This window comes from Sphingomonas sp. SUN039 (genome assembly GCF_024758725.1).
In the GTDB taxonomy this organism is placed as follows: domain Bacteria; phylum Pseudomonadota; class Alphaproteobacteria; order Sphingomonadales; family Sphingomonadaceae; genus Sphingomonas_O.
In genome coordinates this window covers 411733-427763 of sequence record NZ_CP096972.1, presented here as the reverse complement: position 1 = coordinate 427763, position 16031 = coordinate 411733, and the positions used below count along the sequence as shown (strand labels likewise).

General features: G+C 66.5%; 21 protein-coding genes. 1 reads left to right on the top strand and 20 read right to left on the bottom strand.

Annotated features, from left to right (window positions below; genetic code table 11):
- Window positions 1-26: 26 nt before the first annotated feature.
- From M0209_RS02175 to M0209_RS02150, 6 genes are all read right to left on the bottom strand, one after another.
- Window positions 27-1121, bottom strand: coding sequence for a histidinol-phosphate transaminase (locus tag M0209_RS02175; RefSeq protein WP_258886591.1), 1095 nt, complete (start codon window positions 1119-1121; stop codon window positions 27-29).
- A 140-nt stretch (window positions 1122-1261) separates the two neighbouring features.
- Window positions 1262-2377: an OmpA family protein gene (locus M0209_RS02170; RefSeq protein ID WP_258886590.1), complete on the bottom strand. Its 1116-nt coding sequence runs from the start codon at window positions 2375-2377 to the stop codon at window positions 1262-1264.
- A 189-nt stretch (window positions 2378-2566) separates the two neighbouring features.
- On the bottom strand, window positions 2567-3067 hold the full coding sequence (locus tag M0209_RS02165; protein ID WP_258886589.1) for a DUF2793 domain-containing protein: 501 nt from the start codon (window positions 3065-3067) through the stop codon (window positions 2567-2569).
- A 13-nt stretch (window positions 3068-3080) separates the two neighbouring features.
- Window positions 3081-5240, bottom strand: coding sequence for a phage tail protein (locus M0209_RS02160; protein ID WP_258886588.1), 2160 nt, complete (start codon window positions 5238-5240; stop codon window positions 3081-3083).
- Between the two features lie 3 nt (window positions 5241-5243).
- Window positions 5244-5615 (bottom strand): NlpC/P60 family protein, encoded by a 372-nt coding sequence (locus M0209_RS02155; RefSeq protein ID WP_258886587.1) that lies wholly within the window; start codon window positions 5613-5615, stop codon window positions 5244-5246.
- On the bottom strand, window positions 5605-6432 hold the full coding sequence (locus tag M0209_RS02150) for a DUF2163 domain-containing protein (RefSeq protein ID WP_408988169.1): 828 nt from the start codon (window positions 6430-6432) through the stop codon (window positions 5605-5607). The genes M0209_RS02155 and M0209_RS02150 overlap by 11 nt, the downstream gene beginning before the upstream one ends.
- A gap of 24 nt (window positions 6433-6456) precedes the next feature.
- Between M0209_RS02150 and M0209_RS02145 the strand changes: the two genes are divergently transcribed.
- The gene (locus tag M0209_RS02145; protein WP_258886585.1) at window positions 6457-6879 is read left to right on the top strand and encodes a hypothetical protein; all 423 of its coding nucleotides are present in this window, start codon (window positions 6457-6459) and stop codon (window positions 6877-6879) included.
- A 204-nt stretch (window positions 6880-7083) separates the two neighbouring features.
- On the opposite strand, the gene M0209_RS02140 is transcribed toward M0209_RS02145, so the two are convergent.
- The 14 genes from M0209_RS02140 to M0209_RS02075 form a co-directional block, all read right to left on the bottom strand.
- The gene (locus tag M0209_RS02140; protein WP_258886584.1) at window positions 7084-9411 is read right to left on the bottom strand and encodes a DUF2460 domain-containing protein; all 2328 of its coding nucleotides are present in this window, start codon (window positions 9409-9411) and stop codon (window positions 7084-7086) included.
- Between the two features lie 151 nt (window positions 9412-9562).
- Window positions 9563-10141, bottom strand: a complete 579-nt coding sequence (locus M0209_RS02135; RefSeq protein ID WP_258886583.1) for a tail tape measure protein — start codon at window positions 10139-10141, stop codon at window positions 9563-9565.
- Window positions 10134-10334, bottom strand: coding sequence for a phage tail assembly chaperone (locus M0209_RS02130; RefSeq protein WP_258886582.1), 201 nt, complete (start codon window positions 10332-10334; stop codon window positions 10134-10136). The genes M0209_RS02135 and M0209_RS02130 overlap by 8 nt, the downstream gene beginning before the upstream one ends.
- On the bottom strand, window positions 10324-10602 hold the full coding sequence (locus M0209_RS02125; RefSeq protein WP_258889542.1) for a gene transfer agent family protein: 279 nt from the start codon (window positions 10600-10602) through the stop codon (window positions 10324-10326). Before M0209_RS02125 ends, M0209_RS02130 begins: the two co-directional genes overlap by 11 nt.
- Before the next feature lie 26 nt (window positions 10603-10628).
- Window positions 10629-11036 (bottom strand): phage tail protein, encoded by a 408-nt coding sequence (locus tag M0209_RS02120; RefSeq protein WP_258886581.1) that lies wholly within the window; start codon window positions 11034-11036, stop codon window positions 10629-10631.
- A gap of 22 nt (window positions 11037-11058) precedes the next feature.
- Entirely contained in the window at window positions 11059-11448 is a 390-nt protein-coding gene (locus M0209_RS02115) for a hypothetical protein (RefSeq protein ID WP_258886580.1), read from the bottom strand.
- The gene (locus tag M0209_RS02110; RefSeq protein ID WP_258886579.1) at window positions 11445-11969 is read right to left on the bottom strand and encodes a head-tail connector protein; all 525 of its coding nucleotides are present in this window, start codon (window positions 11967-11969) and stop codon (window positions 11445-11447) included. The genes M0209_RS02115 and M0209_RS02110 overlap by 4 nt, the downstream gene beginning before the upstream one ends.
- Before the next feature lie 152 nt (window positions 11970-12121).
- Window positions 12122-12643 (bottom strand): hypothetical protein, encoded by a 522-nt coding sequence (locus M0209_RS02105; RefSeq protein ID WP_258886578.1) that lies wholly within the window; start codon window positions 12641-12643, stop codon window positions 12122-12124.
- Between the two features lie 4 nt (window positions 12644-12647).
- On the bottom strand, window positions 12648-13154 hold the full coding sequence (locus M0209_RS02100) for a hypothetical protein (RefSeq protein WP_258886577.1): 507 nt from the start codon (window positions 13152-13154) through the stop codon (window positions 12648-12650).
- 10 nt (window positions 13155-13164) lie between these two features.
- Window positions 13165-13668, bottom strand: coding sequence for a hypothetical protein (locus tag M0209_RS02095; RefSeq protein ID WP_258886576.1), 504 nt, complete (start codon window positions 13666-13668; stop codon window positions 13165-13167).
- On the bottom strand, window positions 13665-13985 hold the full coding sequence (locus M0209_RS02090; protein ID WP_258886575.1) for a hypothetical protein: 321 nt from the start codon (window positions 13983-13985) through the stop codon (window positions 13665-13667). The genes M0209_RS02095 and M0209_RS02090 overlap by 4 nt, the downstream gene beginning before the upstream one ends.
- Window positions 13986-14122: 137 nt before the next feature.
- Window positions 14123-15187, bottom strand: a complete 1065-nt coding sequence (locus tag M0209_RS02085) for a phage major capsid protein (RefSeq protein ID WP_258886574.1) — start codon at window positions 15185-15187, stop codon at window positions 14123-14125.
- A 186-nt stretch (window positions 15188-15373) separates the two neighbouring features.
- Entirely contained in the window at window positions 15374-15733 is a 360-nt protein-coding gene (locus M0209_RS02080) for an HK97 family phage prohead protease (protein ID WP_258886573.1), read from the bottom strand.
- A complete protein-coding gene (locus M0209_RS02075; protein ID WP_258886572.1) occupies window positions 15730-15984 on the bottom strand; it encodes a DUF6127 family protein in 255 nt (84 codons plus the stop codon). Before M0209_RS02075 ends, M0209_RS02080 begins: the two co-directional genes overlap by 4 nt.
- Window positions 15985-16031 lie beyond the last annotated feature (47 nt).

Genomic DNA, 16031 nt, shown 5'->3' with positions numbered 1-16031 from the left:
GGAAACGGCGGCGATCGTGCTACCGCCTACGCCTCGACCACCTCGCGCAGCGCCGCAATCAGGCCGCGCGTTTCGGCCTCGGTGCCGATGGTCATCCGCAACCCCTGCGGCAGACCCTGTCCCGGCACCCAGCGCACGATAAAGCCGCGCTGCATCAGCGCGTGATACGCCGCTTCGGCGCTCAGCGCGCCTTCGAACAGCACCAGCACGAAATTCGCCTTCGACGGCACGGCGCGCAAGCCCGCGTTACCCAGCTTCGCGATTTCGTCGCTGAACCAGGCCCGCCAGCGCGCATTTTCGTCGCGGCTGGCCGTAATGAAATCGGCGGCACCTAGTGCAGCAATTGCAGCTTCCTGCCCCGCCGTGGTGCAGCAAAACGGGGCACGAATGCGATGCATCGCCGCAATCGCCTCAACCGGCCCATAGCCCCAGCCGATGCGCTCGGCCGCCAGACCATGAATTTTAGAAAAGGTGCGCGTCACGACGACATTGGCAGCGGTGCGCGCAAGTTCGAGCCCGCCATCATCCTCATCCGCTTCGAGGTACTCGGCATAGGCCTGGTCGAGGACAAGCATGATGTGCCCTGGCAGCGCCGCATGGAGCCGCGCAATTTCGCTGCGCGGCGTGTAAGTACCGGTCGGGTTGTTCGGATTGGCGACATAGATGATCCGCGTACGCTCGTTCACGCAGGCCAGGATCGCATCGACATCGGTGCCATACTCGCTGTCCGGCGCCACAACCGGCGTCGCGCCGACGCGACGCGCGGCGATGTCGTATACGGCAAAGCCATAGCGGACATAGATCACCTCGTCGCCGGCGCCGGCATAAGCTCCAGCGACCAGGTGCAGCAATTCGTCCGAGCCGGTCCCATAGATCACCCGCTCCGGATCGAGGTCGTGATGCGCGGCAATGGCCTCGCGCAGACGATGGGCACTGGCGTCGGGATAACGCGACAAGTCGTCGCGGTGCGCGGCAAAGGCGTCTGCGGCCTCACGCGACGTACCAAGCGGATTCTCGTTCGACGAGAGTTTGGTCACAGGCACATCGCCCTCGCCGGTCGAGCGACCGGGAATATAGGGCGCGATATCCATGATCCATGATTTGGGGAGCGGTGCAGTCATGCCGCGCCCCTACGCGGCGTCAGGCGGGAAGCGCAAGATTATTACGCGATGGCGGCCAGGCCAGCCTATGCCGTCCAACGAAAAAGGGCCGGTCTTTCGACCGGCCCCCTTCGTTTCCAATCCTTGCGGACCGGAGTGGCTTACATGCCGGCGCCAGCGCCATACATGATTTCCACGCGACGATTCTGCAGTTCGCGAACGCCATCGGCGGTCTGCACACGCAGGTTGGTTTCGCCGAGCGCCTTGGTGGTGATGACACCGCCCGAGATACCCTTCGACTGCATGTACGCGCTGACACCGTCGGCACGACGCTGCGAGAGACCCAGGTTGTACTTGGGCGTACCCGACGTGTCGGTGTAGCCGCGAAGTTCGACCTGTGCCGAGCCGCAATTGGCGTAGTTGGCAACCGCGCCGTCGAGGATGCTGGCAGCCTCAGGCGTGATGTCCGACTTGTCCCACTCGAAGAACACGATGAACGGTCCGGGAGTGCAGGGTGTCGCCATCGGCGGCGGCGGAGCAGGCTCCGGCGGCGGGGGGGGCGGCGGCGGGGGAGGCGGCGGGGGCGGCGGAGCCGCCGGTTCGCCGAAGTTGTAGATCAGGCTCCCGAGGATCGAGTGCGAACGGAAGCGCGAACGGTTCGCACGGCCCAGCGCATCGATCGTATCGACGCCATCGGCGTTGAAGAAGCGATACTTCAAGCCCACATCGACGTGGTCGCTGAGCGGCGCACGAACACCGGCCAGCACCTGATAGGCAAAGCCCGTATCCGAGTCGTTCATGAACGCCCCGTTCGGATTGATCGACCAGTTCGAATACTTCACGCGGGCAACACCGACACCGCCGCCGACGAAACCGCTGACACCCGAATCGTCGCCGAAATCGAGCAAGCCGTTCATCATGAAGCTGAGAACCGAAGTCTTACCGGACATCGGTCCGGTACCGGCCCCGGCGTTCGCGGCGCCCGGCGCACGATACGTCGCCAGCGTGCTGGTGTACGCGTCGTTCTTGGCTTCCTTGTAGCCCACTTCGGCTTCGAGGCGGAACGCACCGAAGTCGTAGCCGATGATGCCGTCGACATCATACGCGTTCTTGATGTCGGCCTTGGCGGCACCGACCGTGGTACCGATGTCGAAGCTGATATCTTCGACGATCGCGGCACCGCCTTCGACCCCGATGTACCAGGCTTTGTCGCGAGCGAGCGCCGGGCCCGCAATCGCGGTGGAGGCAAGCGCCATGGCAATGGCAAGCTTCCGCATAAAAATCCCCTTTCCGTTTGTCACGATGGACAGCGTTGAATGCCCTAGCCAAAGCAGTGCTGCGGTGCAAGCGCCCAAATCGGTCAAATTGTTGCCGAAATGTCGCACAAGTCACAGGTAATGCCGACTGGAACGGGGGGCGTAACCATCGATCCTCGCAAAGGTTCCCGATATTCGTGGTCCGGCGCGCTAAATCGCAATAAGCCCGTGGGTGCGCAGGGCAGCGAGAATGGCCAGGACAGACGACCGCGCCTCCGAGTCGATCACCGCGCCGCCGACGGGACCGGCAATTGCCCCGAGGCGCGCGCCGATCACTTGCAGGCCATCGAGCGTCAGCGTCCTGCCGGTGAGCGCACCGCCGATCCACCCCGCTGCCGTTCGCCTGAACGGCATGGCGTCGGCAGCGCTCCACACGACCATACCCTCGAACGGCGCCACGAACCGCCAGCCGCCCGACGTCCACACGGCGAGCGCTCCGGCATGCCCCGACCAGGCGCCGGTGGGCGACAGGCCGACGATCCACCCCTGTCCGGGCACAGGTGCGGTAGGTACGCTGGCGGGCGAGACGGCGGCGACCACCGGCTGCACAATGGCATCGAGCAGCGCCAACGCCTCGTTATGCGTCATTTCCTTTTGCGCCTGCGCTGTCGCCAGTAATGGCAGCGCAAGGCGATCGGTCTGGAGTGTCATTGCCTTTCCCCTGTCAGATCGGATCGATGGTGAAGCCGAGCGGCGGCGAAAGCGCCGCGTCGCCCGACTGGCAGATCGTGAAAGTCATGGCCGTCGCCCCGCCAGCGATATCGGCGGCACGCATCGCCGCCGTGTAGGTGAACAGCGGCTCGCTCGTTTCCGCGCTGCCGCCCACCCAGCTAACTCGGTACGCCTCGCGCTCCTCGCCGAGCGGTACCTCGATGCCGTCCCGCCATGCCCAACCGGCCCGGCTCCGTCGCGTCCATCCGATGACCGTGTCGCCCGACGGCAAGCGGGTCGCCGTCGGGCGAACAGGCGACAAGGGCCGAATGGCGCGCATCACGGTCGCACAACTCGCCAGCGGCCAAGGTGCCGAGTCGCCAATGCCAGAGGCCATGACGCGTATCCCCGGCACCGATTGTGCCATGGGCAGGATCAGCGCCGTCGCCTCCTCGAATAGCACGAACGGCGTACCGATCGCGTGGGTCGCGACAGCGTCCTCTGTCCCCCGTCGTCCGCGCCACAGTTCGGACAGCCGCCAGCGCCCGGACGACACCGGGGCGGCTCGTCCGAACTGGATCGCCTCGCCGCCGATCATCGCGCGATTGGCTCCGGCGAGCAGCGCGGCGGTATCGGCATCGGACAGCGTCATCGCGGCGTTGAGCAATACGATCTCGACGCTGTCGATCCGGTCGATCAACCCTGTCGGGCCCGCGGCCAGCACCGTTGCCGTCGTTCCCATCGTCGCTGGCAGCGCCGTCGTCCCGACCGGCGTATAACTCGCACCATCATCGACACTCGCCAGCAGTGACGCCCGCCGCCAGCCCGGCGACACGCCCGCCGCAACCACGCCGAGAACCGGGACCGTAACCGGCGTGTCGGCCATCGGCGGCAAGTCCAGCACCCGAAGGGTCGTCGGCCCGTGCACGGCGTCGACTTGCGCGACATTGCGCCCCGGATCGACCGCCGCGTTGCTCGCCGCTGCCGCATCAGTCCGTACCAGATCGAGCTGCACGGTCATCCGCTCGAACCTCAGCTCGGTGACGCGCCAGGCCTCGCCTTCGATGCTCAGCCGGTCGCCGGGGCGCGCCGCCATCGCCCGCCACGGCAGCGATACAGAGGCCCGCCGACGCTCGATCCCGCGCCGCGCCAGCGCGCCCGTGGCAATCGCATGGGCCGCAGCGGCATCCAGCGTCGCGGGCAGATCGACCCGTTCGTCGCGCAGTCCCGGTCCCTCGCGCCGCGCCCGTTGCAGCCCTGCCTGATAATCGCGCGACGGATCGAGATAGGCGACGGTCAGTGCCGCCGCCGTCGTATCGAGCGATGCAATGTCGCGCGCAACTTTCGCGACACGACCCGCCGTCGTGCTCGCGCCCAAATCGAGCGCTGCCACGGACGCTCCCGCGACCGGCGCAAAGCGAAGATGCGCTCCGCCTTCATCCCGGCAAATCATCGGAAAGGCAGGTTGCACCGCCTCGGCGACGGCCCGTACGCTGCCACCGGTCGCGGCAAAACCGGTGACGCCCGGCCCCGGTTCGGCACTCACCCCCGCCAGTTCGGCAAGCATCGCCCCGACCGCGACCGGTCCCTCGTCTGCCACAACTTCGAACGACAGCGACGGAATACGGTTGCCATAATCGCCAAGTTGCAGCCCTTCGAACACCGCATAGGCCGACCCGCGCCACGCACTCGCATCGGTCCCTTCCGCCGAAGCGACCAAGGGATCGACCACCTGATCGGCGTCGCCGTCGTGAATCCGCAACGCGCCCAGCTCGACCTTCAGATCACCCGCCGACCCGCGCAGCAGCTTGCCATCGGCCCAGATGCGTTCGACCCGCACGATGCGCCGTCCTGACAGCAGCACCGCGAACGACGCGCTATAGCTATAGGTGTCGGTCGCCGCCCTGCCCTTGCCGTTGCTCTGCGTCTTCTTGGTCTCGATCAGGTCGGTTGCCCAGATCACCGTCCCCGCCACGCGCACGCGCCCGAACAATTGCGGGATTTGCGCGCCATAGGTCGAGGTTTGCACCGCCAGATCGGTCAGCTGCGGCCCTTGCCGCGCGGCGGGCTTGAACACTGCCTGGTCGATCGCCTGTCCGGCAATTGCGCCGATGGCGCCGCCGATCGGTCCGCCGAGTGCACTGCCGACCGCTGTCAGTATGAGCGTTGCCATCGCCTATCGCCCCCACATGCTCAGCACCGGCCAGCACGGCCACCCCGGCGTTTCGACCACGCGACGCAACCCCGCATCGGCGTGGATCAGGCTGTCGCCGGTCCAGATGCCAAGATGCAGCTGCGCCGGTCCCGCGTTCAGCACGAAGATGTCCCCCGGCTTGACCTTGCGCCGCCGCCGGAACCGCATCGCGCGCAGCGGTCCTTCAAGGAATGCCGGATCGCATGTCCGCAGCGCATAGCCGCTCGGGATCTCGCCCCGCCGCCACGCCAGCGCGACCAGCCCGACACAATCCACACCGCGCGTATCGCGCCCGTGCAACCGGAACGGCGTCCCCACCACAGCGCGCGCGCGCGCGACGACTCTAGCCCCCATAGCGGGTCAACAGATCGTTGCCGGGCAGATGCGGCTCACCCCGGAAATTGGCGACATTGGCAAAGCGGTCGCGGCAGGTGCCCAATTGCCGGTCGCAGCCCTCGACCAATTCGACCGCGACCGGCCCAGAAACTGACAACGCCACCACAACCGGTTCGGCCAGGGTCACGCCCGTCCCCGCCGACGCCAGCACCCGCTCGATTGTTCCCGCACGCGGCCCATCGATCCAGCGCAGCGACCCGCCCGCAAAAATGCCGTCGGCAAAGCCGGTTTCGAGCGTCACCGCCGATCCCGCAACTGCCACAACCCGCAGCCCATGCCGCCGCCCCGCCAGATCGACCCGACAGCGCCGGTCGCCGAGCGTCGCGCGGCACGACGGCGAAGTCTCCTCCGCCACCGCCGCATCGAACGCGCTCGCCACCCCGCGCAAACCCACGCTGAACGAACCGTCGCGCAACGCGACCGACCCGAACGTCCCGCGCACCAGCACGACCGCCTCGGCATCGGCGTCCGCCCAATCGACCGCACTCAGCACCAGCCGCGCCCCATCCCACCGCCCGGCGCGCAAATCGTCCTCGGTAAAAGCGCCCGAGGTCAGCGCCCCGTCGAGATCGACATCGTCCGCCTCGAACCCGCCCGACAGCCGGATCGCAGAAGGCACCATCCCCGGTGCCGCGCGATAAACAAACCCGTCGCGCGTCAGATCGCGGTCGTGCGACGTAAAGCCAAGTGCAACCCCGTCCGCCCGCTCGACCCGCCACAAAAAGGCAAGCGTCGTCAGCGGCTGGGCGTACCAGTCGGGCATTTTACTCTCCACCGTAGTGCTCGACAGACGAGCTAAATGCCGATTAAGTTCGATCCGATGTCGAAGTCGTTCAAAGCATTTTCGGTCGGAACGCTTGTCGTCGATCCGATCAATCGGGCGCTCGGAACCGAACTCGAAACCGCTGATGTCTGGGTCAGCAAGGCTTGCCACGAACACATCGCGCGCGATCACGCCGATGACTATGCGTTGATAATGGAAAATTTCGCTGAAATTATCCGTTCACCGACTTTCGCCGGACAGGATCCAAAACACGGCGAGAACTTCTATGTTGTGAGACGCATCGCAGGACCGTCGGACAACGAGCACGTCCTTGTCGCGATCGGACTGTCGGTCAGCCAATTCGGCACTTACAACGTCCGAACGGCTTACCGGATCAAGCAGGAGGATGTGGATCGACGCCGCCTGCGAAAATCGCTGATCCCAGTCTTACCGATATGAAAAAGGGGAGCCGTTTCCGACTCCCCTTCGACGCAGAATGAGCGTGTTGCCAAACACGATCTCTCGGCTCTAGGCCTCTACTCCAGTTACCCGAAGTGTGTGGGGTGGCGGTTCCCACCTCTCAGTCCAGCGTCTTTGTGTGTTGTAAGATAGATAATAGAGCCAGAAAGTCAACTTTTTGTTGACAGCCAATCAACGTCGAAATCAGTCGCTGACCTCAACTTCCCGCACCTCGATCAGCTCAACAGCCCCGACCTCCCCCGCCATAAACGTCGCCAACGACACCCCCAGCCGGTCCTCGGCAAAGCGCACTGGGACGTCGAACAGATAGCCCGCCGTCACCGTCGCGCCCGCGCCCGGCGCCACCGCGAAGTCCACCACCCCGCCCGCGCCCAAGGTCCAGCCACTCACCGCCTCGACCCCGCCGACCGCCACTCGCACCGACACCGCCACTGGCCGCGTGATTGGGCGGACTTCGGCGTCCGCGCCGTCGCCGTAACGCTTTACCAGCGCGAACCTTGTTCGCACGCCGTCGCCGGTGCCGAGCAGCTGGTCGGTCGCGTCCGGCACGCCCGTCATATTCTTCGACGAGTGATCGAGCGGGTCACGAAACCGGAACGCCTTTGCCGCCCCACGCCTTGCGCGAAAAAACGCGATCAGTGTCGCCAGATCGGCTTCCGACCGTACCCCCGGCCCCGCATCATAGCGCATCCGTGCGCTTGCCCAATCGGCGTTGCGCTGTTCATGGCCCGAGGCGGTGGTCACGACCTGCGTCGAAAACCCCGGCTCGACACTGGCCGCGCGGCCCACCGCCAGCGGAAAATCGACCTCGTCGAATTCGGTCACATCGTCCTCCCCGATACGGAAATACGTAAAGCCATCTCGCAGCACCTGCGGCAGCGCCCAGATGAATGTTTCGGCGACTTGCGGCGCGCGCTCCTCGGCAGCGGCAGCAATTTCGGTCCATTGCGCCGCGTCCTCGGGACGCAGCACGAAGCCGCTGAAATAATGCTGCCCCGCCTTGGAGTAGCCGAGCCGCGCCGTCGCCGCGTCCCACGCCCGCGCGCTCGCCCCGCGATTGCCGGTCGTGACCCAATCATAATCCTCGAGTTGCAGCACGTCGAACGCAGGCGACGCCCAGCCGACCGGCAAATTCGCGCGCTTGACCTCGGGAGCCGCCTCGTCCGCCACCGTCGGCAGATAGGCGAGCAACAACCGCTCGCACGCCGCATAATCCGCCCGCACCGCCGCATGCAGCGCCGCTGTCGATGCCGCGAGCAACGCCCCCGCCGCATCGAGCAGCGCGCGCTTGGCTGCGTTCAGCGACCCGCGCACATCGTCGATCGCCAACGGGCTGCCACCGAGAGCGGCCTTCGCCGCATCGTCATACAAACAGATGCGATGGTCCGGCATCACCCACCACCATGGCTCGCCGATCTGGAAACGCGGCGAATGGCCCGCGCTCACTGCAATCTGCACAAAAGCGCGCGCGACTGCCTGCAAATACGCCATCGCGCCGCCATGCGCAGGCGACAGCAAGGTCGACGGCGGCACCCAGCCGGTCAGTGCTGGATCGCCATTGCTCGCGCGCTGCTTCCAATCGTTCCAGCAATTGGCGTCGAACAATTCGTAGCTGAGCGAGACGATCAGCCCCAACCCCGCCGCTTTCAACCGAGCCGCCCAGTCCGCATGCCACGCCGCGCACGGGCCATTGAGTGCCCCACCGGTCAGCGACACGTAATGCCCGCCGCCGATTGCTTCGAGCCGATAGTAATGGCTCATCCCGACATAGTGGTTGACCGCGCCCCGATACCCGAGCGCAACGATATTCCGCACCAGCCGCGCGGGCGTGACGTTGTAGCTATCGTCATACCCTGTCGCGATGCCCAGCCCATGCGGCGGCACATGCACGTCGCCCAGTGCCAGCACCGATCCCGACCCGTCGCACGCGATATCGTCGAGCGTCACCCAGGCCTCGACCGGCGCAGCGAGGTTCGCTGCGGTGCCGTCGTAATCCCCCGACACCAGCGACAAGAACATCCGGTCCACATCGCCCGCCCAAACCGGATCAGCCTCGCCCGGCAGCAGGAAGCCGCCATCGAGCGCGCCGAAATCGAGACTCACGACCGCATCGGTCGGCGTCCCCACGGCATAGTTCCACAACCGCACGTACCAGCTCTTCGCCGCGCCACCCGCATCGCGACCCTCGATGGTCAGCACCGGGCCATTGACCGCATCGAGCGCTTTCACCCCCGACGACCGCCAGCGAAACCGCAACTGGCACCGGCGAAAATCGCGGTTCGTCTCATAGGCCAGCAGCGGATGATCGACCGTGTCCTCGGACGTCCAGATCAACCCCGCGAGGTCGTCCCTGCGATAAAAGGAAAGATCGACGCGCAGCCCGTGCGGGCCGCTGGTGGTCACCCCCGCCATCATCGGGCGCGGGAAATCGACCGTCCAATAAACCGGATCGAACCTTTTCACCCACGTCTGCCGCTGCTGCGACGCGGCATTGGCGAGCCAATAGGGCATAATTTCCTCCGCGCCGCAGGCACCAAAGTAAAAAACAGAAAGGAGGAGGTCTCACGCGAAGGCGCGAAGCCGCAAAGAAGTGCACTCCCTTCGCGGCTTCGCGCCTTCGCGTGAAACCGCCTTCTTCTTTCTTGAATACGCCTCCAGCGATTTACTCCACCGCCACCAGCGCCGACCGCACCGCGCGTGCCACCTGCCGCGACGAGCGCGCCAGCATTTCGGGCGCGGTGCCCGCCGGCGCGTTGATCGTCAGCGCAACCCGCACCTCGCGCGCCGCCATATTGCCGCCCGTCGCAATCGAACCGCTCGACGTCGGCACGAACAGCTCCGGCCCGCGTTCGCCGACGACATAGGCATGGCCCGGTCCTACAGGCCCGCCGGTCGCGCGCCCTGGCAGGCCGAGCACCCCGCCCAAAATGCCGCCGACCTGCGACAGCAACCCGCCCGGCCCCGGCGCCTGCCCGCCGCCGCCCAGGATCGCGCCGATGCCGCTGCGGATCGCGCTCGCCGCGATCTCGGCCAGCACCGACAGCGCGACCGATTTCAGATCGTCGAACCCGATCTTACCCGTGCGGATCGCGCGCAACAGGCTGGTCTCGATCGCGCGTCCCGCGCGGTCGGCACCGGCGGCGAACGGCCCTTCCAGCTCGGCGCGCATGACGGCAACATCGCGCGCAAAGGCGGATGTGTCGGCGCGGATCGACACGATCTTGTCGTTCAGCTCATCCATCGGGAAATCGCTCCCTCAATCTGGTCAGGTCGCCCTGCGTCGGCGGTGCCGCACCGGGCGGTGCCAGTGCGTCGAAAATCGCGGCGAGTTCGGCAGGCGTCGCTGCCCAGAACTCATCGGGTCGCCAGCCGAGGACCGCACCGGTCAGACCGGCGAGGCGCGCCGCCGCAGCCGCAAAACGATCACCGTCCACCCAATATCTGCCCGAGCAGAACACGCAGCGCGGGCGTCACGGTGCTTAGTCCCTGCCCGACGACCGCCTCGCCCAGCGCCTCCCGGGTCAGCCCTTCGGGCCGCGCGGCCAGACAGTACCAGAACAGCGCGACCAGCTCGTCGAGCTTCAACCCGCCCGACGCCGCGCGTTCGACCAGCGCGAACAGCGGCCCCAATTCCGCCTCTGCCGCGACCAGCGCGGCAAAGCTCGGTCGCAAGACGAGTTCCGCACCGCCCACCCGCACCATCGCCTCGCCCCGCGCCGTATTGGCACTCACAGCGACACCAAAGCGCCCGAGCTTTCAAGGCTGACCGCATAGCTGCGCTCACCGTTGAAATCGCCCGAATAGTCGAGCCGCGCGATCAGAAACCTGCCCTGCAACCGCTCGCCGCTTTCGAAGCTCAGCTCGCACTCCTCGAGCACCCCGTCGAGCGCGCGCGCCTTCAACCGCGTTTCGGCCGCCGAACCGGTGAAGACTCCCGCGCCCGCCACACTGACCGACCGCACCCCGGCGCCCGACAGCAGCTCGCGCCACCCGCCCGACCCCTTGTTGGTGATGACGACGCTTTCGCCGTTGATGCTGAGCTGCGTCGTCCGCAGCCCTGCCACAGTCGCATAAACGACCGGCGCAGCGCCGTTGCCGACCTTCAGCAAGAAGGCCGAACCTTTTTCCACAGGCATGATTGATCTCCTCGATTGAAAGCTATGCTGCCAAAACCCGCACACGGTGTTCGACCGTTGCGGCTTTGGTCCCGTCGGGCGCATCGAAGCTGCGCGAGCGCACCAGCACAGCCGATCCGACCTGCCAGCCGCCCAGATCGCCCGACAGCGCGGTCCCGACGTTTTCCGCCGCCGCGACCATCATCGGCAGGCGCATGGCCTGTCCCCGCGCCACCCGGATTGTGGCCACCGCGCGCACTTCGCGGCCCACGGCGTCTTTGGTGCTCCAGTCGCCCGAAACCCCGGCTTCAACCCGCGCCTGTGGCAACGCATTGGCTGCTGTCTCGCGGCGTAACCCATCGATCCCGGTGAATTCTGCCCGCGCCAGCATCCCCGCGACCACCGCCGCACGCACCGCCTCGCCCGCCGTCATGCCAGCACCATCCGGCGCGCCGCGCGCCATAGGGCCACGACACCATCGGGCAGCCCGCCGCCGTCGGCGCGGTCGCGCCCTTCATATCGGTGCGCGACCAGCTCGACGATCGCCTGGCGCACCGGCTCGGCGATTTCGGCCCAGCTTGCCGCTGCACCCGCGCGATAGGTCACCTTGACCCGTTGCGGCGTGGCAGTGGTCAGCCGCACCCGACCGACACCGTCGGCCCCGATGTCGATGGCATAGCTGTCGACCGGCAGCGCGACATCGGCGGGCGTCGCCACACCGGTGATCGACACCACTGGCCACGCCCGCAGCCGCGCCCAGTCGCCACTGGCATCAAGCGTTTCGGCAAAACTGCGCTCGACCTGCGCGATGCCGGTAAAGCTTTCGCATTGCGCGGTCGCGGCGACGATCAACGCGGCCAGCACCGGGTCATCGGCGTCGCCATCGAGGCGCAGCCAGGTTTTCGCCGCATCCACGCTCTCGGCGGACGCGACGATGGGATAGCTCGTCAGCATGGGGAATCCTCAGGAAAAAGGGGGCTTCGACAAGCTCAGCCAAGTCGGCGGGAGGGTGGCATTTCCCACCCGACTTGGCTGAGCTTGTCGAAGCCCCGGCACTACCAACCGGTCACGGCAGGCAGTCGGTTCAGGTTGAGCAGGAAGCAGCGCTAAATCGTCCGCCACCCGAGCGCGGTCAGCGCCGCTTTCATGGTCACTGCCGAAGCGGCAACCTCGCTACGGAACTGCATTTTCACGACACCGCCGGTCGCGCCGACGGCCACGATCCAGCGCCCCCAGACCGGCACATTGGTTGTCGCGGCGCGCACGCCGGTGGTCGCGCCCGACGTCGCGGCGCTGGCATTTTGCTCGACACTGTTCGACGTCGTCGTGCTGATCGGGTGCAATGCCTGCCCGCTGATCGACCCGCTCGGGATAGCCAGCGCCATCGCAACGCCTGTGGTGGTCGCCGCCGACTGGAACGTCCCTGTCAAATCGACCAGATACGTCGCATTGGCGACTGCGGTGAACGACAGACCCGTCACATCGGCCAGCGTCACCGTCGAATTGGCGACATCCGACGCCAGCTTCGCATATGTCCACGGATCGCTGCCCGCGCCGTTGACGGTGTCGCCCGCCGGCAATTCGGCAAAGCCACCGCCAACCAGTACCAGCGGATTGCGCGCGGCCACCCCCTTACGCCAGCGTGATCGGGGTTTCGGGACGAAACAGCAGCTCGGTTGCCGACAGCGCGACCCCGACAATCTGCACCGCATTGCCCGAAGTCGCAGGAGCGGTTTCACTCCGTGCGCCCGCCGTCGTCGCCAGAAACTGCCGTGCCCCCGGTGTCAGGCCCGACAGGCCGGTCAACACATTCTCTTCCGGATACACCGTGCCGCTTGCCCCGCTGGCAACCGCCGCCAGCACAAAGCCATGCGCCTCCTTACCCGCGCTCGTCGCATCGGCTTTCCGCATCCGTGGCCCGCCCGAGTTCCAGAAATTGACAAGATCGCCCGCTGCCAGGGCTTCGGACGCCTGCATCGTCCGCGCCTCGGGCGTCAGTCCGACCGGCATGACGGTAACATCGAGCTTGCCCGACGCATCGAGCTTCACGATCTTCCCCGCATCCGCCGCACCCGCCGACGTGATGTTCGCATTGATATCGGTCGGCACCCCGCCCGAAAGTTTCAGATAATCGCCCATGTCGAACTCCCTAAAGCCGCGCCACAATGCGCGGATTGATGTTGATGCTCGTCGGTCCACCCACCGTGCCGATATGCACCGCCGCCCCGACGGTCGGCACGGCTTGAGTCAGCACCCCGTCCGTCCCCAGCCACACCGGCCCCGGTGTCCAGCTCCACGAGGGTTCAACCTGTTCACCCGCGCACTGGATCGTGAGGCTCGCGCCCGCGAATGCGGCCCCGGTGGTCACCCCGAACACCGCCTGTGCCTGTGCCTCGACCGGCGAGGCGAGATACGCCTTGCCGTCCGCGCCGACCGTCACCGCCCGGTGCCCGCCGATGTTTTCGCCTGCGATGCGTGTCGCAATGCCGCCGACCGGCCCCACGGGGTCTGCCAGCCCCGGGGGTCCGATCACAGCGGCAAGCGGTTGTGGCGGATCGCTCACGGCAATCTGCTGCACCCGCCCGTCCGGCCCCGCCCAACGGGTCACGACCGGCGGATCGGGTTGCCGCCAGCGCAGCACCAGCGCGGTCATGACGTCACCGCCTCGACGATGCGGATCGCCACCGGATCGGTGATGACCACGCCCGATGCGGAAACCAGTCGCGCGTCGGCGACATAACTGCCGGGTGTAAGTGCCGCGCAAGCGGTTGCCGACAGGGTCAGCGTCCATCCGGTCGTGCCGTTTGCCGCGACCGACAATGCGGTTGCCGGGGCAGAAGCATCGACGACCGTCCGCCCCGCCGCGAGGGGTTTCAGCGCAGCGGTGACCGCCGTGACGCTGCCCGGGTCGCCGGTCAGCGCATCGAGCGCGAGCGAAAGGGTTTCGCCCCGGTGGAAGGTGTAGGTCATGCGATAACTCCAATCCTCCCCGGCACGGGGAGGGGGACCACGAAGTGGTGGAGGGGGTTCTCTACGCTTGGTTCGTTGCGCGCGGGGAGCCCCCTCCGTCACGCTGCGCGTGCCACCTCCCCGTTCTGGGGAGGAATTCAGCTCGCCGCGAACTTCATCACCTTGATCGCCTCGCTGTTCGACACCGTCCCGCCGACGCGCTTGGTCGCGTAGAAATAGACGTACGGCTTGTTCGAATAGGGATCGCGCAGGATGCTCGTCTCGGCGCGTTCGACGATCAGGTAGCCCGCCTTGAAATTGCCGAAGGCGATCGACAGGCTGTCGGCCGCGATATCGGGCATGTCCTCGGCCTCGACCACCGGATAGCCGAGCAGCATGTCGGCATTCCCCGAAATCAGCGACGGCTGCCACAGGAAAGCGCCCGTGCTGTCCTTGAACTTGCGGACGCTCGCCAGCGTCTTCGAATTCATCACCCAGGTCGCGCCCTGACGGTACGGCGGTCGCAGCGCCTGGACGAGGTCGATCAGGCGATCCTGTGGGTTCGATGCGGCAAAGGCGCCCGCCGCGCCCGACGCCACATATTGCAGCGTGCCGAACGCGCGCACCCCGTCGACCGTGTTCGCGGTCGGAACGGTCGTGAACCCCTTGGGCCGGTTGGTGCCGCTGCCCCCGACGAACGCCGCGCCTTCCGCCCGCGCGAATTCGGTCGCGATTTCGTCGGCCAGCCACGCCTCGACGTCGAACGCCGCATCGTCGAGCATGAACTGCGACGCCGCCGGATTGGCATAAAGGTCGCCCATCGGCGGCACGATCTCGTTGAAGGTCGGCGTCGCGGTTTCGGGCCGCGTCGCCGTCTCCGCTGCCCAGCCCGACGCCACGCCGTTCTGCGTCACCAGCTTGCGATACCCCGCACTGCCGACGCTCACCACGTTCGCAATCCGGCGGATTGGCGAAATCGTCTTGAGCGTCGCGTCGATCACGCTGTCAATCTCGCGCGGGACGGCAAATCCGCCGTCCGGGTTGGTCGCGCCGCTGAAACTCTTCAACTCGACCCCGACCTCGCCGCGCCGCAGATAGCCATCGGCAAACGCCTTGCGCCTTCCGTCGTCGATTGCAGTTGCGGCCAGAACGGGACGCTCGGGCGGCAGTTCGACCGTATCGAACGACGCTTCGAGCGTATCGGCCTTCACTTCATAATCCATGTTCGTTCTCCTGTTGGTGGTTGATCGGTTTCACCCGAAAGCACCGAAAAGGGTGGCCCTTCCCCAGACCTCCCGCGCTAGCGGGCAGCCGGTTTTCGATGTCTCGGCGAGATGTTGCTTTCCGCTAACGCGGGGAGCCTGTGGCGAGGGTCGCCCTTTTCGGTATTTTCGGGTGAAACCCCTTCTTCATTCACTCTCGACGGCGTGCACCCGCGCCAACGGCTGCATCGGACTTTTGACCAGACTGACCTCGACCAGCTCGAGATCGGTTAGTTGCCTGTTTGTTCCGTAACTGGCTCGCTTGACGCGGTAGCCGAACGACAGGCCCGTCCCCGGCGCGACCGGTGCGTCGACGCGCCCGATGACGCGCAACCCACGCGCATCCTCGCCCAGCATTTCCACAGTCCCGACCCGCCGCCGGGCGTCGTGCTGCCAGAACACCGGCACCGGCGCACTGGCTCCCGAGAACGCCCCGCGCCGGATCACGTCCCCGCCGCGATCGACCCGGTCGAACAGCGCGGCATATCCCGCAAAGCGCGTGCTCATCTGCGCACCAAATCGGTCAGGTTGAGCCTGACGGCGATCCCGATAAGCAGTGCCGCAAACAGCGCGCGAATGATCCAGTTGACCACCTCGCGCCGTGCCGAGAGCTTCGCATCGCGCCACGCGCCCAACAGCTCGCGCAGTTCGTTGATGTCGTCGCGCGCCGCCTCGTCGGCCAGCCCCAGCCGCGCCAGCGCACGGCGCGCGCCAAGTTCCGACGCTGCCTCAAGCAGCGCCTGTTGTTCGGTTGTCATGTCGGTGTCCTTTCGCGCCGGTGGCGCAATCAAATGTTTCGCGCGGA